The organism is Pseudomonas sp. PAGU 2196 (assembly GCF_022179005.1).
Classification (GTDB): Bacteria; Pseudomonadota; Gammaproteobacteria; order Pseudomonadales; family Pseudomonadaceae; genus Aquipseudomonas; species Aquipseudomonas kermanshahensis.
Genome location: NZ_BNTL01000014.1, coordinates 21,178 through 41,052 on the forward strand (window position 1 = coordinate 21,178; position 19,875 = coordinate 41,052).

Annotated in this window: 19 protein-coding genes; 11 read left to right on the forward strand and 8 right to left on the reverse strand. The window is 63.4% G+C overall.

Annotation, left to right across the window (positions count from 1 at the left end):
• Positions 1-29: 29 nt before the first annotated feature.
• From MFF34_RS14030 to MFF34_RS14045, 4 genes are all read left to right on the forward strand, one after another.
• Positions 30-1,034, forward strand: coding sequence for an HAD family phosphatase (locus MFF34_RS14030; protein ID WP_238214714.1), 1,005 nt, complete (start codon positions 30-32; stop codon positions 1,032-1,034).
• Positions 1,035-1,139: 105 nt separating this feature from the next.
• The gene (locus MFF34_RS14035) at positions 1,140-2,708 is read left to right on the forward strand and encodes an arylsulfatase (protein ID WP_238214715.1); all 1,569 of its coding nucleotides are present in this window, start codon (positions 1,140-1,142) and stop codon (positions 2,706-2,708) included.
• A gap of 93 nt (positions 2,709-2,801) precedes the next feature.
• Complete coding sequence (locus MFF34_RS14040; RefSeq protein WP_238214716.1) at positions 2,802-5,330, forward strand: fused MFS/spermidine synthase; 2,529 nt, start codon at positions 2,802-2,804, stop codon at positions 5,328-5,330.
• Between the two features lie 54 nt (positions 5,331-5,384).
• Positions 5,385-7,013 carry a mechanosensitive ion channel family protein gene (locus MFF34_RS14045; protein WP_238214717.1) on the forward strand — a complete coding sequence of 543 codons (1,629 nt, stop codon included), beginning with the start codon at positions 5,385-5,387 and terminating at the stop codon, positions 7,011-7,013.
• 18 nt (positions 7,014-7,031) lie between these two features.
• On the opposite strand, the gene MFF34_RS14050 is transcribed toward MFF34_RS14045, so the two are convergent.
• The 3 genes from MFF34_RS14050 to MFF34_RS14060 all read right to left on the reverse strand — a co-directional run bounded on the left by MFF34_RS14050 (position 7,032) and on the right by MFF34_RS14060 (position 10,136).
• Complete coding sequence (locus tag MFF34_RS14050) at positions 7,032-8,045, reverse strand: AraC family transcriptional regulator (RefSeq protein ID WP_238214720.1); 1,014 nt, start codon at positions 8,043-8,045, stop codon at positions 7,032-7,034.
• A 77-nt stretch (positions 8,046-8,122) separates the two neighbouring features.
• Positions 8,123-8,791 (reverse strand): DUF3313 domain-containing protein, encoded by a 669-nt coding sequence (locus MFF34_RS14055; RefSeq protein WP_238214722.1) that lies wholly within the window; start codon positions 8,789-8,791, stop codon positions 8,123-8,125.
• A 49-nt stretch (positions 8,792-8,840) separates the two neighbouring features.
• Entirely contained in the window at positions 8,841-10,136 is a 1,296-nt protein-coding gene (locus tag MFF34_RS14060; RefSeq protein ID WP_238214728.1) for an OmpP1/FadL family transporter, read from the reverse strand.
• Between the two features lie 310 nt (positions 10,137-10,446).
• Here MFF34_RS14060 and MFF34_RS14065 point away from each other — a divergent pair, with 310 nt between their 5' ends.
• From MFF34_RS14065 to MFF34_RS14080, 4 genes are read left to right on the forward strand one after another with little or no spacing between them, the layout of a single operon-like run.
• Entirely contained in the window at positions 10,447-11,043 is a 597-nt protein-coding gene (locus MFF34_RS14065) for a paraquat-inducible protein A (RefSeq protein ID WP_238214730.1), read from the forward strand.
• The gene (locus MFF34_RS14070) at positions 11,040-11,684 is read left to right on the forward strand and encodes a paraquat-inducible protein A (RefSeq protein WP_238214732.1); all 645 of its coding nucleotides are present in this window, start codon (positions 11,040-11,042) and stop codon (positions 11,682-11,684) included. Before MFF34_RS14065 ends, MFF34_RS14070 begins: the two co-directional genes overlap by 4 nt.
• Complete coding sequence (locus MFF34_RS14075) at positions 11,668-13,308, forward strand: intermembrane transport protein PqiB (protein WP_238214736.1); 1,641 nt, start codon at positions 11,668-11,670, stop codon at positions 13,306-13,308. Before MFF34_RS14070 ends, MFF34_RS14075 begins: the two co-directional genes overlap by 17 nt.
• Before the next feature lie 23 nt (positions 13,309-13,331).
• Entirely contained in the window at positions 13,332-13,862 is a 531-nt protein-coding gene (locus tag MFF34_RS14080) for a membrane integrity-associated transporter subunit PqiC (RefSeq protein WP_238214737.1), read from the forward strand.
• 151 nt (positions 13,863-14,013) lie between these two features.
• On the opposite strand, the gene MFF34_RS14085 is transcribed toward MFF34_RS14080, so the two are convergent.
• The 4 genes from MFF34_RS14085 to MFF34_RS14100 are packed head-to-tail and all read right to left on the reverse strand — an operon-like array spanning position 14,014 to position 16,372.
• Positions 14,014-14,481, reverse strand: a complete 468-nt coding sequence (locus MFF34_RS14085) for a DoxX family protein (protein WP_238214739.1) — start codon at positions 14,479-14,481, stop codon at positions 14,014-14,016.
• Between the two features lie 10 nt (positions 14,482-14,491).
• Positions 14,492-15,247, reverse strand: coding sequence for a DNA-binding domain-containing protein (locus tag MFF34_RS14090; RefSeq protein ID WP_238214740.1), 756 nt, complete (start codon positions 15,245-15,247; stop codon positions 14,492-14,494).
• A complete protein-coding gene (locus MFF34_RS14095; protein WP_238214742.1) occupies positions 15,244-16,077 on the reverse strand; it encodes a DUF692 domain-containing protein in 834 nt (277 codons plus the stop codon). The genes MFF34_RS14090 and MFF34_RS14095 overlap by 4 nt, the downstream gene beginning before the upstream one ends.
• Positions 16,078-16,093: 16 nt before the next feature.
• Entirely contained in the window at positions 16,094-16,372 is a 279-nt protein-coding gene (locus MFF34_RS14100; RefSeq protein WP_027596420.1) for a DUF2282 domain-containing protein, read from the reverse strand.
• Between the two features lie 167 nt (positions 16,373-16,539).
• Between MFF34_RS14100 and MFF34_RS14105 the strand changes: the two genes are divergently transcribed.
• Complete coding sequence (locus MFF34_RS14105) at positions 16,540-17,127, forward strand: sigma-70 family RNA polymerase sigma factor (RefSeq protein WP_238214744.1); 588 nt, start codon at positions 16,540-16,542, stop codon at positions 17,125-17,127.
• A complete protein-coding gene (locus tag MFF34_RS14110) occupies positions 17,114-17,755 on the forward strand; it encodes a DUF1109 domain-containing protein (RefSeq protein ID WP_238214745.1) in 642 nt (213 codons plus the stop codon). Before MFF34_RS14105 ends, MFF34_RS14110 begins: the two co-directional genes overlap by 14 nt.
• A 155-nt stretch (positions 17,756-17,910) precedes the next feature.
• Here MFF34_RS14110 and MFF34_RS14115 read toward each other — a convergent pair whose 3' ends face one another.
• The gene (locus MFF34_RS14115) at positions 17,911-18,402 is read right to left on the reverse strand and encodes a DUF1543 domain-containing protein (RefSeq protein WP_099453837.1); all 492 of its coding nucleotides are present in this window, start codon (positions 18,400-18,402) and stop codon (positions 17,911-17,913) included.
• Positions 18,403-18,641: 239 nt separating this feature from the next.
• Between MFF34_RS14115 and MFF34_RS14120 the strand changes: the two genes are divergently transcribed.
• Positions 18,642-19,829, forward strand: a complete 1,188-nt coding sequence (locus tag MFF34_RS14120) for a porin (RefSeq protein WP_027596431.1) — start codon at positions 18,642-18,644, stop codon at positions 19,827-19,829.
• The last annotated feature ends 46 nt before the right edge of the window (positions 19,830-19,875 follow it).

The window sequence follows — 19,875 nt, forward strand, 5'->3', positions numbered from 1 at the left end:
AATGTGGAATACAGCTCAAGGAGGGCCAGATGTATCACTTCAAGCGCGATCTGCGGTTCGTGCGCAGTGTATGGTTTGTACTCTGCCTGCTGCCCCTGCTTGCCCAGGCCGCCGATCCATTGCCCGCCTGGCGCGAGGGCCCGTCACGCACGGCCATCGTCGCCTTTGTCAAGGACGTCACCACTGAAGGCGGCCCGCGCTATGTCGCACCTGCCGAGCGCATCGCTGTGTTTGACAACGACGGCACGCTGTGGAGCGAGCAGCCGATGTATTTCGAACTGCTGTTTGCCTTGGACGAGGTCAAGCGCCTTGCCCCTCAGCACCCGCAATGGCGCAACGAGCAGCCGTTCAAGGCGGTATTGGAGAACGATCAACAGGCACTCGCCGCCCAGGGTATGGACGGCTTGCTGAAAATCGTCGCCGCCACCCATTCGGGCATGAGCACGGAACAGTTCACCGCAGTTGCCCGCAAATGGCTGGCCAGCGCCCGCCATCCGCGTTCAGGCAGGCCCTACACCGAGATGGTGTTCCAGCCGATGCTCGAACTGCTGAGCTACCTACGCGCCAATGGCTTCAAAACCTACATCGTTTCGGGCGGTGAGGTGGCTTTCATGCGGGCCTTCGCCGAAGAGGTCTATGGCATCCCACCCGAGCAGGTCATCGGTACCACATTGGGCGCCAAATTCGAGGACCAGGCCGGTACTTTGAGCATCCAGCGCCTGCCCAGTATTCAGCACAACGATGATGGCCCTGGTAAACCGGTCAGCATCGATGCCGTCATTGGGCGCCGGCCGATCCTCGCGTTCGGCAACTCGGACGGCGACCTGCAGATGTTGCAATGGACCATGGCCGGCCAAGGCGCGCGTTTTGCAGGCCTGGTGCACCACACTGACCAGCGCCGCGAGTGGGCCTATGACCGCAAGAGCCATTTCGGCCGGTTGGACAAGGCGCTCGACCAGGCGCAAACCCAGGGTTGGACCGTGGTGGACATGGCGCGGGAATGGCGCCGGGTCTATCCCTTCGATTCGCAGTGACCATTCCAGTTGGTAAACAAAGCCGCAGGAGCACAGCAAGCCGGCCGCTACCGGTGTGCCCGAAGTCGTGGACTACAGCAGTGAGTGCATACGGAGAGCATAGCTATGAAGTCCAGTACAACCTGGTTGTCTGCGGTCGCCCTGACGGCCGCGACGACCCTCGGCGCCGGCATTGCCAGCGCGGCGGACAAGCCGAATATCCTGGTGATTTTCGGCGATGACATTGGCCAGACCAACATCAGCGCCTATGGCAAAGGGGTGGTGGGCTACCAGACGCCTAACATCGACCGCATCGCCAAGGAAGGCATGATGTTCACCGATTACTACGCCGAAAACAGCTGCACGGCGGGGCGCTCGACGTTCATCACCGGCCAGGCCACGCTGCGCACAGGCCTGTCCAAAGTCGGCATGCCGGGCGTGCCGGTGGGCCTGCAGGCGCGTGACGTAACCATCGCCCAGGCGCTCAAGGCCAAGGGCTATGCCACCGGGCAGTTCGGCAAGAACCACTTGGGTGACCGTGATGAATACCTGCCCACCAACCACGGCTTCGACGAATTCTTCGGCAACCTGTATCACCTCAATGCCGAAGAAGAGCCGGAACGGGCATTCTGGCCCAAGGACGATCAGGAGTTCGTCAAGGCTGCATCGCCACGCGGTGTGATCAAGTCGAGTGCCGACGGCAAGATCGAAGACACCGGTGCGCTGACCAAGAAGCGCATGGAGACCATCGATGACGAGACCACCCAGGCCGCGATCAACTTCATCGACAAGCAAGTGAAGGCAGACAAACCGTTCTTCGTCTGGATGAACACCACACGCATGCACGCGTTCACCCACGTGCGCGAGGCCATGCAGGGGCAGAGTGGCATGGTTGGCAATGAATACGCCGACGGCATGCTGGAGCACGATGGTGATGTGGGCAAGCTGCTCAAGACGCTGGATGACCTGAAAGTCGCCGACAACACCATCGTCGTCTACACCACCGACAACGGTCCCAACCAGTGGTCCTGGCCGGATGCCGCGACCACGCCCTTCCGCAATGAGAAAAACTCCAACTGGGAAGGCGCGTTCCGCGTACCTGCCATGATTCGCTGGCCAGGCAAGATCAAGCCAGACTCCGTCAACACCCAGATGATATCGGGCCTGGACTGGTTCCCGACCTTGCTCGCGGCCGTGGGTGACACCGACATCAAAGACCGCTTGCTCAAAGGCGCCGACGTGGGTGGCAAGACATTCAAGGTGCACCTGGACGGCTACAACCAGCTGGACATGCTGACTGGCAAGACCGACAAGAGCGCGCGCAACGAGTTCTACTACTTCAGCGACGACGGCGACCTGGTCGGCATGCGCTACGACAACTGGAAGATTGTGTTCTGCGAGCAGCGTGCACCCGGCGGCCTGCAGGTCTGGAGCGAGCCGTTCGTGTGCCTGCGGGTACCGAAAATGTTCAACCTGCGCATGGACCCGTACGAACGGGCCGATATCGTGTCTGATCAGTACTATGATTGGCTGACCAAGAACGACTTCTTGGTTTTCAACGGTGTGAGAAAAGCAGCGGCATTCCTGCAGACCTTCGTGGAGTACCCACCTAGCCAGCGGCCGGCCAGCTTCAGCATCGACCAGATCCGTGCTGACGTAGACAAAAAGATCGAAGAAAGGATGAAGAGCCAGTAACACCGATGCGGCCGGCTCCCTATAGGAGCCGGCTTGCCGGCGATGGGCTGCAAGGCAGCCTCGGCATCTCTCTACCCGACAAGGCATCCCTGCATGGCATCATCCGCAGCAACCCGCGCTGTTATCGATAAAGACCATTCCAAGGCGCGCATGCTGTGGGCCTTGCCGGCCACGCTGCTGTTCTTCTCTGGTGCTGCCGGCCTTGTCTATCAGGTACTTTGGATCAAGCAACTGTCACTGGTGGTCGGCGTCGAAGTGCACGCCGTGGCCACCGGCATCAGTGCCTTCTTCGCCGGCCTGGCGCTGGGCGGCCTGCTGTTCGGGCGCTGGGCCGACCGGTTGCGGCGCCCGGTGCGGCTTTATGTGTGCCTGGAGTTGGCCGTCGCCCTGCTCGGAATCGCCGCCACCCTTGGCCTAGCCCAAGCCGCTGGCCCGTTCGCCCGCCTGGAGGCCAGCGCGGGCCTGCTGGCCTGGGCCTTGCCGTTCATGCTGGTCGGGTTGCCGGCGCTCTTGATGGGCGGCACCTTGCCGGTGCTGGTGCGCGCGTTGGCGCCGGCCACGGGGCAACTGGCAGAGGCGGGTGGGCGCCTGTATGCCGCGAATACCGCCGGTGCCATTGCGGGCACCTTGCTGGCCGCCTTCGTGTTGCTGCCGCGCCTAGGCGTGACCGGCAGCGCCTGCGTCGCCGCCATGTTGAACCTGCTAGCTGCCTCGGGCGCGTGGCTGGCGCGCCATCGCGACACGGCCTTGCCAGCGCCTGGCAACCTGTCTTCGGCGCCCCGTACCGCACAAGCACGGCTTGCCATCGGCCTGTACTGCATTGCCGGGGGCGTGGCGCTGGGCTACGAAGTGGTCTGGAGCCAGTCGATCGTGCCGTTCATGAGCACCCGTGCCTTTGCCTTCGCAGTGGTGTTGGCGACTTATCTCGGCGGCCTGCTCGTGGGTAGCGCGGTGTATGCGCGGCGTGCCGACCGCATCCGTGACCCTTGGGGCCTGTTCGGCCTGTTGATTGCCTTCGCCGGCTTGCTGGCATTGCTGCAGATCGCTGGGCTTGGGCGCTGGTTGGTGCTGCTGCAGACCCAAGCCGAAGCCGTTGCCCTGCAACTGTTCGGCAGCGAACTGGCGGGCATGTGCGCGCGCTTCGCCATGGCCGCTGTGTGCATGGTGCTGCTGCCGACGACTTTGCTCGGCGCCGCGTTTCCGCTGGCCCTGCGCCTGGCGGTGGACAGCGGCCATGTCGGCCGTGACGTGGGGACTGTGGTGGCGCTCAATACCTTGGGCGGCATCGCCGGTGTGCTGCTCACCGGCTTCGTACTAGTGCCGCAGGTAGGCTTGGTGCGCGCTTTGGGCGTGCTGGCCGGCGTCGCTGCAATGGTAGGTCTGGTTGCTGTCTGGCGCGGGCCTGGCGTGCGGCGCCCAACGGCCATTGTTGTGGGTGTAGTGGTAGTGGCGACTCTGCTGGTAGCCGTTCTCACACCTCCACAGCGCCTGGCCGAGCTGTTGCCTGGCGCGCGTAACGGCCAGCTCACCTATTACCACGAAGGCAAGGGCGGCACCGTGGCGGTGGTTACTCAGGGGCGCCAAGGCAAGACGTTCAGCCGGCTTTACATCCAGGGTGTATCGAACACGGGCGATGCCATGCCGTCGCTTCGCTACATGCGCCTGCAAGCCTTGCTGCCGCTGTTGATCCACAGCGGTGAGCCACGTTCGGCGCTGGTGATCGGGTTTGGCACCGGCATCACCGCTGGCGCCATGCTGCGTTATGCCGGGCTGGAGCGCCCTGTGGTCGCCGAACTGCTGCCTGAAGTCCTGCAGGCGGCGCCTTTGTTCAAAGGCAACTATGCAGCGGTCGTCGACCCGCGGCTGGAAATCCGCTTGCGCGATGGCCGCCGCGAGTTGCTGCGCAGCGAACAGCGCTACGACCTGGTGACGCTGGAGCCGCCGCCCCCTTCGGCGGCCGGGGTGGTCAACTTGTATTCGCGTAATTTCTACCAACTGGCCGCCTCGCGCCTGCAGCCTGGCGGGCTGGTGGCCCAATGGCTGCCCTTGCCGACCCAGAACGATGAGGACAGCCGCGCGCTGGTACGCAGCTTCATCGACGTGTTCCCGCATGCCTCACTGTGGACCACTGAGTTTCACGAGATGCTGCTGATTGGCTCGCTGCAGCCGCTGCAACTGGACGTACCGCGCATTCGTCAACGCCTTGCGCAACCCGCCGTCGCCGCAGCCCTGGCCGAGGTGGGCATCGGTTCGGCGCAGGCGCTGTTGGCCACCTGGATCACCGACCGTGCCGGCCTTGAGCGTTACGCAGCGGACGCGTTGCCGGTCACCGATGACCAGCCCCGCATCGAGTACGCCAACTGGGTGCGACCGCGGGAGATCACCCGTGTGCTGCCGGCCTTGCTGGCCCTGCGCAGGGCACCGCCCTTGCAAGGGGGCGAGCCCGCCTTCGCCAGTGCGGTGAATGACCAATGGAACACGCTGGCGCGCTTCTACAGCCTTAGCCTGCATGCCTACAACGGCAATCGCCAAGCCTGGGCCCGCGAGGCGCGTGAGCTGGCCCGCAGTGACGGCGACAACCCTTACTTTCACTGGTTTCTAGGGGCAGCAGGCGGCCAGTGACAGCTGTGCTATCACTACAAGGATGCCGTCCGTCCGAAGGCTGGGGAGTGAGCGATGAATCACCTGTTTCGCGTGTTGATGGTGCTGTTGGCCTTCTTGCCCATGGTGGGGCAGGGTAATGACGCCGCCACCATCGCCACCGAAGGCATCCCTGCCGAACCAGCCGAGCTGGTGATCGCCAACCGCAGCGTTTTCACCTTCCACGCGACCTTGCTGGGGGAGACGCCAGTTGCCCGAGCGCAGCGGGCTACGTCAGTGATCGAAGAGGCCCTGCGCGGCACCGACGATCTGAAGGTCAGCGTCGACCCGATTCTCAGCAGCCACCTGGTGCTGCTGGGCGGCCGGCGCGCGTTCATCGTCGCGCCCCAGGACCTTGAAATCAGCGGCGCTGACACCCGCGAAGCGGCCGAGCAGGCAGCGGCGGTGCTGCGCCAGGTGGTCGAGGAGTCTGGCGAGGCGCGCAACCTGCATTTTCTGCTCAAGGCCTTGGGCTTGTCGGCCCTGGCCACGCTGATCTATGTGGCACTGCTCAAGGGCGCCCACCTGGCCCGGCACAAGCTGCGTGGGCGGCTGCCGCAACTGATGCGCGAACGTGCCCGGCAAATTCGTGTCGGCCAAATGCCGTTGTTCGACATGCAGTACGTGTACCGGCTGATCGACAGCCTGCTGCGCCTGCTGTATTGGGCGGTGGTGGTGCTGCTGAGCTACCAGTGGCTGAGCTTCGTGCTGTCGCAGTTCCCCTATACCCGGCCGTGGGGCGAAAGCCTGAACGTGCACTTGCTCGACCTGCTGCGCTACTTGCTTGACGGCATTCTGCAGGCCATCCCCGGGATTGTTGTGGCCATCACGATCTTCTTCATCGCCCGTGGCATCAGTGGTTTCAGCCGGCGCGTGCTGCAGCGTATGGCGCGCCCAGGCACGCTCAAGTGGCTGACCGAAGAGACGCTGCAACCCACCATGCGCCTGACCTCGCTGGCGATCTGGCTGTTTGCCCTGGTGATGGCCTACCCGTACTTGCCGGGTTCGGGCACCGATGCCTTCAAAGGCCTGTCGGTGCTGCTGGGGCTGATGATTTCACTGGGCGCATCCAGTGTAGTGGGGCAGGCGGCGGCGGGGCTTATCCTGACCTATTCGCGCACGTTGAAGGCTGGCGAGTACGTGCGGGTCGGTGACAACGAAGGCACGGTGACCGAAGTCGGCATGTTCAATACGACGATCCGTACCGGATTGGGCGAAGTGCTGACCTTGCCCAACTCGATGATCACCGGCGCCGTGACGCGCAACTACTCCCGTGCGGTGCAGGGCCAGGGCTACATCGTCGATACCGTGGTGACCATCGGTTATGACACACCTTGGCGCCAGGTGGAGGCGATGCTGGTGGCGGCTGCCGAGCGCACCGAGGGCATCCTCGAAAAACCGAGGCCGCAAGTGTTTCAGACTGGGCTATCGGACTTCTACCCCGAATACCGCCTGGTGGCCCAAGCCGTGCCAAGCGCGCCTCGGCCGCGGGCGGAGTTGCTGAGCCTGCTGCATGCCAACATTCAGGATGTGTTCAACGAACACGGCGTACAGATCATGTCGCCGCACTACCTGGGTGACCCGCAGCAGGAGAAGTGGGTGCCGCGCGAGAAGTGGTTCACAGCGCCGGCGCGCAGGCCGGACGGGGATGGCGATGGCATCTGAGGAAGTGGGAAGCGTCGGTTAAAGCGCGGCAGTCAGCGGATCGCCGTGCAGGCGCCGGTGCTCCATTGGTGTCATGTCGAACCAGCGCAGGTGGGCGCGGCAGAAGGAGGTGGTGCGGCGATAGCCCAATTCGCTGGAAATCTGCCCTACCGACAAGGTGGTGCTGCGCAGCATCTGCTGTGCTTGTTGACGACGCAGGTCGTCCAGGTAACCTTCAAAGTCGATGCCGTCACTGGCCAGGCGGCGCTGCAAGGTCCGGGGGTTGAGTTCTAGCGCCAGGGCCACCTGCTCTAGGCTGCAGCGTTGGTTCGGCAGCAACATCTGGATCCTACGTTCGACTTGTGCACGCAGGCTGTCACAAGCTACCGCTTGGTTTTCCAGGTAGTGGCGGACGATGGCGTGCAGGGTCGGGTCATGGCTGACAGACCCTTCCAGCAAGACATCCGCTGACAGCACCAGGCAGTTGTGATGTTGCCCGAACAGCACCGGGCAGTCGAAATAACGTGCATAGCCCTTGGCATCGCCCAACGCGCTGTGACGGAACATCACTGCCTTGGGCCTCAGCGGCACACCGCGCAGTTCAGCGATTAACAGCTTTGCGCCCATTATCGACTTTTCGATGATTTGTGGCGTCTGCTCGGACGAGGGCAGGCCGTTGTCGAAGTACAGCAGCGCCTGCCCTGCGCGTTGCTCCAGGCGATAATGTAGCGCAGGGCTGTAGTGGCGCATGTAGCGGATCACCGCTATCAGCGCATGCCCCACCGTGGGGGCTGACTTGGCCAGGTGTTGCAAGGGGCCTACCAGCGTTGAGCCTTGGCGCATGGCCAGTTCAAGGCCAAAGCGGGGAAGGCTCAGGGCATGCGCGCTACCCTCGAACAAGCGCACAAGGTTGAGGTAAGGCAATGTCTTGCCATAATTCCCAACTACCTCAAGGCCGATCTTCAGCGGGACCAGGAAATCTTGTTGCACTGCACCGTGCTCGGCCAGCAGTTGGTCGAATTGAAGCAGCGCGCTGCCGCGAATGCTCTCCATAGAATCGCGCCTCCGTTGTTACTGGATCGGTTCAACACACCCCGCTGCAGGCTCCGCCCCGCAGCGGGGTGAACGGCTCACTTTCTCAAGGTTTGGAATGAGCCGACCATGTCTTTTGCCCAGCCATCGAGTACCGCCTTGGCATCCTTGGCCTGCATCACTTGTGAGGAATTATCAAGTTCGGTCCCTGCACCTTTACGCACTACCTCAGCCACCACCTGATTGGTTTCACCATCGAGGAACGCGGCTTCGGTGGCAATACTGGTGTCCTGGTCACGGATACCGGTTGCGGTGCTGATGCCAGCGGCGATCAGCGCGATAGGGATCACTTCATACGGCCGCAGGCTTTTAGTCTGGGCGCTGACGGCGGTGATCGCCGGGCGCACTACCAGCACACCCTTTCCTGGGCTGGTGGCCAATGGCAGTACCTGGGAGAAGTGGTTTTTCAGGGTTTGGTCGTAGTACTGAGTGATGCCTTGCAAGGTCGATTGTGGAACCTTTTCGGTCGGTTGCGGCTTGGGATAGAGCTGGCTAGGTTCGATGTAGACGCTGGTGTAGCGCTTGGCGTCGACCCCAGGCTTGATCCAGCGCATGACCGGCGCCCCCGACGGCGACTTGTCTTCCTTGAGGACGCTGTAGTCCTTGAGAAACCCCGAGTACTGGTCGGATTCCACGTACTTGCTGGCACAGCCTTGCAGCATGAGCGTTGCCAGGCACAGCGATGCAGCCAACGTCTTGGTGTTCATGCAGCTTCTCCTTCTCACAATGAACCGTGCCCCCTTGCGCGCAGGGGCCTCAGAACCGCCAGGTCGCGCCGCCACCGACGATGTGCAGCGCGCTGTTGTCGTAACTGCCGGACAACGTATTGCCGGAACGGGCCTTGGTCTGCTCGACATCCATGTTGCCGAGCCACACCAGGGTATAGGCCAGGTGCAGGTCGAAGCCTTCCTCGACCTGGTAATTGACCCCGGCTGCCAACCGCCAGGCTTCGCCCATGGGGTTGTCGACGGTGCGGTCCTTGTCATCCACGGCCGAGCTGTCGTAACCCAGGCCGACACTCCAGCGCCATTGCCGGGTGGCCTGGTATTGCGCGCCCAGCGAGGCGTGCCAGGTGTCTTTGTACTGGCGGTCTACAGTGCGGCTGGTGCCGCCGGCGTTGCTGTCGACGTCTACGCCGACGTCGCCGAAATCGCTCCAGTCTTGCCAGTTCAGGCTGCCCAGCAAGGTCCACTGGTCGTCGAGCTGATGGGCGATGCTGAAGGTCACCGTCTGCGGCACGTTCAGGTCCAGTTCCAGCGCGTCCACATCCAGGCGGCGCAGCGCGACATTGAGTAGGGGGTTGCTGATGTCCTTGAGGTGCGGCTTGTCTTCGAACTCCAGCTTGACCTTGCTGGTGTAAGCCAGGCCGACGCGTGTACGGGCATCGACCTGGTAGAGCAGGCCGAGGTTGACGCCAACCCCGACGTCGGTGTCTTTGTATTCGAGCTGGCCGTCCGGCCGGTCGGCCAGGCCGAGCAGGTTGTTGTTGATGGCCATTTCAGTGCGGTAGTAACCGACCATGATGCGCGGGCCGATGCCGATCGACAGGTCGTCGGTGAACTTGTAGGCCAAGGTGGGCTGCATCGAAACGCCGATGACTGCGGCTTCCTGGGTGAAGTAGCGGCCGGCCCAGTCATCGTCATAGTCCAGCGCCAAGCCGAAGTTGCCGTACATGCCAAAACCGATGGCAGAGCGCTCGTCCAGCTGGTGGCTGATGAACAGGCTGGTGCCTGGCAGGTACTGCAAGGCATTGCCGCCCTCGTTGCCGTCGAACTGGTTATTGCTGGCCCGCGAGAAGCGCAGGTCGCCGAGGATCACCTGGGCATTGGCGCTGATCTGCGTGCCTCTGAGCTGGGTGATACCGGCCGGGTTGCTCATCAATACACTGGGGTCGTTGGCCAGTGCAGCAGCGCCTGCGTTGGCCAGGCCATTGCCTTCCTGGCCTGCTTCGTAGATGAGGATGCCGCCGGCCCACGTGGTGGTGCCATGCAGCAGTACCGCACAGGCGACTGCGAGTGCCAGTTTGCCCGACAGGCGAGGGCGGTAGTCCATATCACACGCTCCTTGTTCAGTCAGAAGCGCTGTACCGACGGGCGGTAACTGCCAGCGAACAATGTGCTAGCAAAGCAGGGTAGCTGTGTCGAAATGAAGCAGCGGGTGAACAGCCTTCTCATTTCGCGACATCGCATCAAGTGTTGAATGAGAAGCAAAGGCTGTTTGCCCGACTTGATACTTTAGACGACACCGTTTGCCGCGCAAGGCTGCCAAGCCTGTCATCAAATGTGTACAGCTTGAAAAAGCAGGTTGCCTGACAGTTGGCTAATCTTGCCTGCCAGGTAAGCGCCATTTCGGGGGGGCATGCATGGCCCAGGCGGATGATGTGATCATTTGCGAGTATTGCGACGCCGTGTACCGGCGCACGCCTTTGCAGCGTCATCAAAGTGCGTGCTGCCAGCGCTGCGGCGGCGTGCTGTATCGCCACAATCCACTGAATGTTCAGCAGCGTCTGGCGTTGTGCATCACCGGTGGGGTACTGCTGGTCTTCGCCAACGCCTACCCGGTGATGACCATCAGCATGAGCGGCTTGAGCAATTCGGCGACCTTGTGGGATTCGGTGCAGATCCTCAGCCAAGGCAGCATCACCTTCATCGCCCTGGTACTGGCGCTGGCGATCATCTTTGCCCCGGTGCTACAGATTGCCCTATTGTGCTGGGTGTTAGGGTTTGCCCTGGGCAGGCGCCGCGCGCCGGGCTTTGCCGCCTGCATGCGGGCGCTGGAGGGGTTGCGGCCCTGGAGCATGCTGGAGGTGTGCCTGCTGGGTGCCATGGTCGCGGTGATCAAGCTAGCGGGCTTGCTTGATGTGATCCCGGGGATCGGGCTGATGGCCCTTGCAGCGCTGAGTGTTTTGCTGATCTTCATCGCGGGCCGCGACATTCGCGACTTGTGGGTGCAGGTATGACCGCCCCGGCGCTGGCCGACCAACTGCACCTGTGCCTGTGCCACGGCTGCGGCCAGGCCTGCGACCTGCGCCAAGGCCAGCACCAGTGCGACCGCTGTGGCGCGCCGCTGCACCGGCGCAAGGCCAACCCGATTGCACGGGGCTGGGCATACCTGTTTGCCGCGCTGATCTTCTACGTGCCGGCCAATGCGCTGCCGGTGATGCGCACCGAGATGCTCGGCCAGGGCAGCGACAGCACCATCGTTGGCGGGGTGCTGGAGTTCTGGGAGGCGGGCGCGTGGGACATCGCGCTGATCATCTTCATCGCCAGCATCGGCGTGCCGGCGATCAAGTTCATGTCCCTTGGCCTGTTGCTGTTCACTGCCCAGCGCCGCAGCCAGTGGGCGCGCCGCCAGCGTTCGCAACTGTTTCGCTTCGTCGAGCTGATCGGCTACTGGTCGATGCTCGACGTCATGGTGGTGGCGTTGGTGGCCGCGCTGGTGCAACTACGCGGGCTGGGCACCATCGAGCCACGGCCGGGCATCCTGTTCTTCGGCCTGGTGGTGGTACTGACCATGCTCTCGGCCATGAGCTTCGACCCACGCCTGATCTGGGACGACCATCCACACGACGGGGAGCATCACGATGGCGCTGGAGACTGAGAACCACGCAGGGCCCGGCCAGGCCCAAGTGCGGACACGCCGCTTCAACGTTTCGCTGGTGTGGATCGTGCCGATTTTGGCACTGCTGGTAGGCGCCTCGCTGGTGGTGCGCAATTGGATGGAGCAGGGGCCGGTGATCTCGATTTCCTTTCGCAGCGGCGAGGGGCTGGTGGCGCACAAGACCCAGGTGCGCTACCGCAGCGTGGTGATCGGCGAAGTCACCTCGGTAGAGCTGGCGGCGGACCACAAGAGCGTGGTGGCCAAGGTCGAACTGTCAAAAGAGGCGGAGTCGTTTGCCACCGAAAGCGCCCGCTACTGGGTGGTGCGCCCGCGTATCGGCGCCGGTGGCATATCCGGGGTCGACACCTTGCTTTCGGGAAGTTTCATCGGCGCCGATGCCGGTGAGTCGAAAAAGCCCGCGAAGACCTTCGTCGGCCTGGAATCACCACCGGCCATAACCTATGGCGAGAAGGGCAAGCGCTTCGTGCTCAGCGCCAATGACCTCGGCTCGCTGGATATCGGCTCGTCGATCTATTTTCGCCGGATCCCAGTGGGCGAGGTGGTGTCCTACGCGCTGCAGCCCGATGGCAGGGGCGTGGACATCGACATCTTCGTGCAGGCCCCCTATGACGCGTTCGTCACCCTCGACACGCGCTTCTGGAACGCCAGCGGCATCGACATGCAGCTTGGCGCCAACGGGCTGAAGGTCGAGACCCAGTCGTTATCGTCGATTCTTATGGGCGGCTTGGCCTTCGGCACGCCCGAATATGCCGTTGCAGCCGAGCCCGCCGCCGACCAGCAGGCGTTCGAGCTGTTCGTCGACCGCGATGCGGCCCTTGCTCCGCCGACTGGCAGCCCACAGTACTTGCGCCTGCGCTTCGACCAGTCGATGCGCGGGTTGACGGTGGGGGCGCCGGTGGAGTTCAAAGGGGTCGAATTCGGCAAGGTGACATCGATTACGCTGGATTACGATCCGAAGAAGCAGATTTTTCCCGTGGTGGTCGATGCGGCGATCTACCCGAAACGTTTGGGGCCGGTGCACCAGAAAATGCTCAAGGTGTTCAACCATGCAGAAGGCGACGCCGCCGGTGCCCGACGCTTGATAGGCACCTTCGTCGAACACGGCCTGCGCGCTCAGGCGCGCAGTGGCAACCTGATCACCGGGCAGATGTACATCTCGCTCGACTTCTACCCGGAGGCCCCGAAAGTGGCCTTCGACATGAGCGCCGAGCCCATCGTCATCCCCACCGTGCCCGGCAGCCTGGAAAAACTCCAAGAACAGCTGCAAGGGGTGGTCGAGCGCATCGGCAAGCTGCCGCTCGAAAGCATTGCCGGCAACCTGGACGGTACGCTGCGCCAGCTGCGCAGCACGGTCAAGCGCGTTGATGCGCAGACCCTGCCGGGTGTCGCGACCACGCTGGATGAACTACAGAAAACCCTGCGCACGGCCAATTCGGCGATCTCCGAGAACTCGCCGCAGCGGGAGAAACTCGGTGACACGCTGCAAGAGCTGGAGCGTATGTCCCGTTCGCTGAGGGACCTGGCGGATTACCTCGGCCGTCATCCCGAATCGCTCATTCGCGGCCGGCCAAAAGCGGCAGGCGCGGACGACGTGCAACCCTGACCACGCCCAAGGAGTGAGAGCCGATGCGCACGTTGCCTACCCTGTTGCTGGCCACGCTGGTGGTGCTGACCGTGGGCTGTCGCAGCGCGCCCAACAACTACCACACGTTGGTCGCAGCGCAGCCCAGCCACGCGGCGGGCGAGAAGATCCTGGTCGAGCGGGTCAGTATGCCGCCGCAGGTGGACCGCCCGCAGCTGGTGATCCGCCAGGGCACGAGCAGCCTGGTGATCCTCGAAACCGAGTGGTGGGGCGCCAACTTGGTTGATGAGTTCCGCAGCGCCTTGCAGGACCAGCTAGGCGGGCCGGTGGGCGGCACGCCCAGCACACTGCTGCGGGTGGATGTGCAGCGCTTCGACTCAGTCCCTGGCCAGTACGCACTGCTGGAGGCGGTGTGGCGGCTGAAGCGCCCTGGGCAGGACGAGATCACCTGCCGCACCTCCGTACAGACCCCCGCGCAAAACAGCGTCGGCAGCCTGGTTGGCGCCCAGCAGGCCAACCTGCAGAAGCTCGCCAGCGCCGTGCGAGCCAGTGCGTCGGGTTGCCCTAGGTCTTAGGCTTTGTTGCGCAATTTCTAAAAATTGACGCACGTGGGAGCGGGCTTGCCCCGCGAACACCGGCGAAGCCGGTGCCATGCACCGCGGAGCCCCATTCGCGGGGCAAGCCCGCTCCCACATAACTTTTCGTACAGAGCCTACTAGGCGGCGTTCAGCGCAGCCGCAACACGCGGTCCAGTGACAGCGCGCCAGCGCCCTTGGCCACCAGCAACAGCAGCAGGCCCGCCCAAGACAGGTGGGTAGGCCAGGCGTCCGGGTAGACGAACACCTCGATCACCGTGGTCATGCCCAGCAGGGCCAGCGCCGAAAGCCGCGTAAACAGACCAACCATCAGCAGCAGCGGGAACAGGTGCTCGGCATAGGTCGCCAGGTGGGCCGCGAGCCAGGGTGAAACCAGAGGCAGCGCATACTCGCTCTGGAACAACTCATAGGTACTGGGCGTGATGCTCAGAAGGCCCTCGACCTTGGTCCGGCCAGACATGAAGAACACCGAGGCGATACCCAGGCGCGCGACCAGGCACAGCACGGTGTCGTTGAGCAGCAATTGCAGGCGTTCGGCCAGGCTGTTCCAGCGTTGGCGCAGGCTGATTGCCGGGGCAGTGGGGCGCAGGGTGTCCATGGCCATTCCTTCATGCGAATGAGAGTGGGCGAAAGACCCGGGCTTGCAGCAGGCGGCCGAGCAGGTCGCTGAAGTCCAGGTCGGGTTGGCGTTGCTGGGCGCATTGCGAAGCGCTTTCCAGCGTGTGGCCTGCCGCGCAGGCATCGAGAAAGGCGCAACCACCGGCTTCCAGCGGCTGATGGCTGACGCCGTCAAAGCCGCCGCTGAGCAGCACGCCTTCGGCCACCCACGGTTGCGCGCCCGACCACGGAAGGCCTTCTCGGCTGCAGCGCCAGAGGCTGAGCACCGGGTGCGGATCGAACCACTGCCAGCGCACGCTCTGGCGGGGGGCCAGGTAGCTGTGCATCAAGTCGCTGGCGGTCATGCCGGCCAGGTCGGTGAGCGCCAGGCAAGGGTCTTCGGTAGCGCTGAACGCTTCACACCAGTAAAAGTCCAGGCGTGCCACATCAGCCAGGTAGGGCAGCCCATGGCTGGCCTGCAACTGTTCCAGAAACGCCGCAAAGCCCGCACCGTAGTGGATCAACCGGGCATCGTCCGGGGGGGACTGCTGGGCGTAGGCGGTCGAGGCCTCCTGCATCCAGTCGGCGCCGACCAAGGTCTCGACGCTGGGGAAGTTGGCCCGCAGCGCGTCGACGCAACCCGCCAGCACGGTATTGCGGTAGACCGCGAACGCCGCTTGCCCGGTCAGGCTTTGCAGCGCCGGGGCCGGGCGCTGGTAAAGCGCGTCGATGAAGGCGTCCTGGAACTGGCCGAGGGGCATGTTCATGGCAAGGCTCCCGCAGACGTGAGGGTGGTTTGGGCGATGGCGCGTTCGCCAAGCAAGTCGTCGAACGCCGGCAGGTTGCCGTCACGCTCGATCAGCGTCGGGCGCGGGCCGATTCGTGCGATCAAGCGGCGGAACAGCGCCCATACAGGTTCGGCAATCGCGGCATCGTGGGAGTCGATCAGCAGCGCGCCCTGCGCGTCGTGGCTGTGCCCGGCCAGGTGCACTTCGCTGATGGCCTGGGCAGGGAAGCGGTCTAGATAGGCTGCGGCGTCGAAACCCAGGTTGTGCGCACTGACATGCACGTTGTTGACGTCCAGCAGCAGGGTGCACCCAGTGCGGCGCACCAGTTCGTCGAGAAAATCGATCTCGTCCCAGTCATGCCCTTGCACTTGCAGGTAGTGGCTGGGGTTTTCCAGGGCGATTGACCGCCCCAGTGCATCCTGGGTGCGCAGGATATTGTCGCTGATGCGCGTTAGCGCTTCGCTGCTGCGGGGAAACGGTAGTAGGTCGGGGTGGTATTGGCCGCGCCAGGTGGACCAGGCCAGGTGCTCGGACACCAGCGCCGGCTTAACCTGGTCGATCAGCGTGCGCAAGCGGCGCAGGTGGGTGGCATCCGGCTCGGCGTCCGCTGCCAGTGACAGTGCCACGCCATGCAGCGACAGCGGATGGCGCTCGGCCATGCGCAGCAGCCAGGCCAGGCGCGGGCCGCCGACCATGTAGTTTTCCGGATGGACCTCGTACCACAGGCCTTCGGCGTTGCACGCCAGGGCCTGGGCATAGTGCTCGGCCTTGAGCCCTAGCCCAGCGCCCAGCGGTAAGTTCCGGTTCATGGTCGGCGACCTCTGCTCAGGACTTGATCGGGGTCAGCGACCCCATGCCGTTGGGGGTCTTGATCGAGGTGCAGGTACCGGCCGGGACGTTCTTCCAGTGCATGCCGTCGTAGTCCTTTTTCGCGCTGCCGGCGCAGGTGGTGCCAGCGCCGGCCTTGCAATCGTTTTTGCCGGCCATGGCGACGCCGTAGCATTTTTCCATGGCAGTACCCGTGCCGGCGGTGGTGCCGGCGAAGGCGACACTGGCCATTGAAGCGAGGGCCAGGGCGGCGGTGGCGAGGGCGAGGGTTTTCATGAGGGTGTCTCCAGAGGATGGGGCCAGGGTGTTGTACCGAAGGCTCATTGAGTAGTTCGCGGCGATCGCTGCCCGGGTTACAGGCCGACAAAATTTTTTTTCCAGTGGCTGTGGCTCATCTAAGGTTCGATAAAAGAAACCTTCCGACGGTGTAACCCTGGCGCCCAATGCAACGAACTAACCCACAGGACCTCCTCGCCGCTCGCGAGACGCAGTTGCAGGGTTTGCTGCTGCGCGGGCTGGCGGGGGATACGCAGGCCTACCGCGAATTTCTCGCGGCACTGGCGCTGCACGTGCGGGGTTTTCTCAAGCGGCGCCTGCAACAGCGCCCGGCCGAGGTCGAAGACCTGTTGCAGGAAGTGTTGCTGGCCGTGCATAACGCGCGGCAAACCTATCAGCCGCAACAGCCGCTGACAGCCTGGGTGCAGGCGATTGCCCGCTACAAACTAGCGGATTACCTGCGCCGCTACGCGCATCACGATGCGCTGCACGACCTGCTGGACGACGACAGTGACCTGTTCGCCGCCAGCGACGAAGCGCCAGCCCAGGCCAGCCGAGACCTGGGTAAACTGCTGGGGCAGTTGCCGGAGCGCCAGCGCTTGCCGATCGTCCACGTCAAGCTCGAGGGCCTGTCGGTGGAGGAAACCGCGCGTATCACCGGGCTCTCCAGTTCGGCGGTCAAGGTAGGCATACACCGTGGGCTCAAGGCCTTGGCCAGGCTGATTCGAGGCAGTGAAGACGATGAAAACCGATGAACTGATTACCCTGCTGGCCGCTGGCGAAGGGCCGGTGGACCGCCATGCCCTGGCGCGGCGCATGGCCCAGGCGTTGCTCGCGGGCCTGCTCGCCGCAGTACTGATGACAGTGGCCCTCTATGGCGTGCGCAGTGACCTTGCCGACGTGGCGCGCACGCCGTTGTTCTGGGCCAAGCTGGCCTTGCCTGGCAGCCTCGCGCTGCTTGCGCTATGGCTCACGCAACGTTTGGCCCGGCCGGGTGTGAAGGGTGGGCTGGCCTGGGGGCTGCTGGGGCTGCCGTTGCTGGTGGTCTGGCTGGGGGCGGCGATCAGCCTGTCGGGCGCCCCGGTCGAGGCCCGTGCCGAGTTGATCTTCGGCCGTACCTGGCGCACCTGCGCGTTGAATATCTCGCTGCTGAGCGTACCGGTGTTCATCGCTGTGTTCTGGGCAGTGCGTGGCCTGGCCCCAACACGGTTGCGCCAGGCCGGCGCTGCCGCAGGGCTACTCGCCGGTTCGACTGCGACCTTGGCGTATTGCCTGCACTGCCCGGAAATGCAGGTGCCGTTCTGGGGGACCTGGTACCTGTTGGGCATGCTGGTACCGACGCTGGTGGGGGCGTTGGCAGGGCCCCGGTTGTTGCGCTGGTGAGAGGCAGCGAAAACGCTAAAACCCGCGCGAATGTGTTAACCAATCGGCTGTTCTTCGCGAAAACGATAACGGTCAGAACAATCGAAGAGACTATGTGATCCCCTGTTAGTCGCGCGTCATCTGCACGGAATGTACAGGCGTTGATGACCTGTCACTCAAATCAGAATGTAATCGCTACGTTGCACAATGCCGTAATGCTCCCCCTCAACCAGGTGCACATAGCGCCCTTCCAGCAGATCAATCGGTAAGCAATCGTCGACATCGAGCACCGCGTCGGTATGGGGTTTCAACCAACCTGCCGCCATACGCTGCTTCCCCAGTTGCTTGGCGGCGGCTTTGTCAGTAGCAGCCACTAGCAGGTAACGGTGAGCTTCACCAAACACCTGCCGCTCGTAACCCCCCAGGTTCAGGAAGAACAGGCGCATGGCCCCTGGCGGTGGCGCAGCCTGGCTGAACGCGATGCGATACCCATCCACCCCGTGCACTTCCAGCCAGGAGTCGATGTGCAACCCTTTTGGGCTGCCGAACCAGGCGTTGCGCAAGAGGGGGTAGGTTTGCTCCAGCGAGTCGGCCTGGGCAAATACCACATCGTGAACTTCGATGCTGGCGCGGGGGTGGCGTCCGCCGAGCATGACGACGTAGAGCATGGATGATCCTGCAATTTCGAAAGGGGGCATGCGGATGATGACACACTGGGTGCCTGGCTGTTCATCAGGCGTACACCCTTGGTGTTGCCTCCTGGCCTAAGCCGGTCTCGGGCCTTAATCATCGCGCCACGCGCGCCGGCCCAAAGCAGCTTGCAACCCCCTCCAAGGCAGCGTACCGAGCGGTATGCCCGCTTCTGATAATCGCCTCCAACACCGAGCCCACGTTTTTGGAGCGCGTCATGCACAACAACAATAAGAAACTATCGCCTCGTATTCTGACGGCTGTCATCGCCAGCCTTTCGACCCTGGGCCTGAGCGGCGTCGCCGAGGCCGAGATCATGCTGTACGACAAGGACCAGACCACGTTTTCCACCGACGGCTACATCAATGCCTTTTACGTCAACAGTGATGTCGACCGGGCGGGCGATCAATTCGACCGCCGCCAGTCACGGGTGAAGATGGGTTTTTTGCCCAACTACCTGGGCTTCAACATGGGTAAACAGGTGGATGACCTGAAGCTCGGGGCGCGTGCCTCGTTCTGGGTGACCATCAACGACAGCGAAACCAACGGCACCGACACCGCCATCGACGTGCGTCAGTTCTACGGCACCGTGGCCAACCCCGAGTGGGGCGAGGTGCTGATCGGCAAGGACTTCGGGCTGTTTGCGCGTTCCAACATTCTGCTGGACGAACTGCTTGCCGGTTACGGCCAGGTCAGTGACAGCCTGGGGCTGGTGGACGGCGGCGGGGTATCGTTCGGCAACATCGGCAGCGGTTACCCGTACCCGTTCCCCACCTCGCAGATCACCTACCGCACACCGGTGATGGAGGGCCTGCGCGTGGCAGTGGGCATCATGGACCCGGTGGACACCAACGACAGTAGCCCGACCGGCAAGGCTTATCAGGAAAACCCCCGCACCGAGAGCGAGATCACCTACCAGTTCGACCTTGCCGGCGCCAAGATCTACAGCTGGATCAATGGCAGCTACCAGACCTCGGACAACACCGACTCGACGGTCAAGTCGATCACCTCCAAAGGTGTCGGCTATGGCGTGCAGGCGAAGATGGGCGGGCTGTCGCTCACCGGCTCCGGCTTCCAGGCCAAGGGTATCAACCCGTTCTTCACCAACAACGCCGGCGAACCGACCCTGCGCAATGTCGACAGCGACGGCTACCTGCTGCAGGGCTCGTACAAGGTCGGCAAAAACCGCCTGGCGTTGTCCTACGGCAAGACCAAGGACGATGGCAACGGCGTGGTGGGCAGCGGCGCGGATTACGAGACGCGGGGTGTGGCGCTGTTCCATGACGTCAATGACAACCTCACGTTGGTGGCCGAGTACAACCAGTTTTCCATTGATGGGCATGACACCAGCGACCAGAACGAAGACACCGATACCCTTGCATTGGGCGCGGTGCTGACCTGGTAGACCGCTGGGGCCGCGAAGCGGCCCCAGCAATTGCACGTGAAACCCA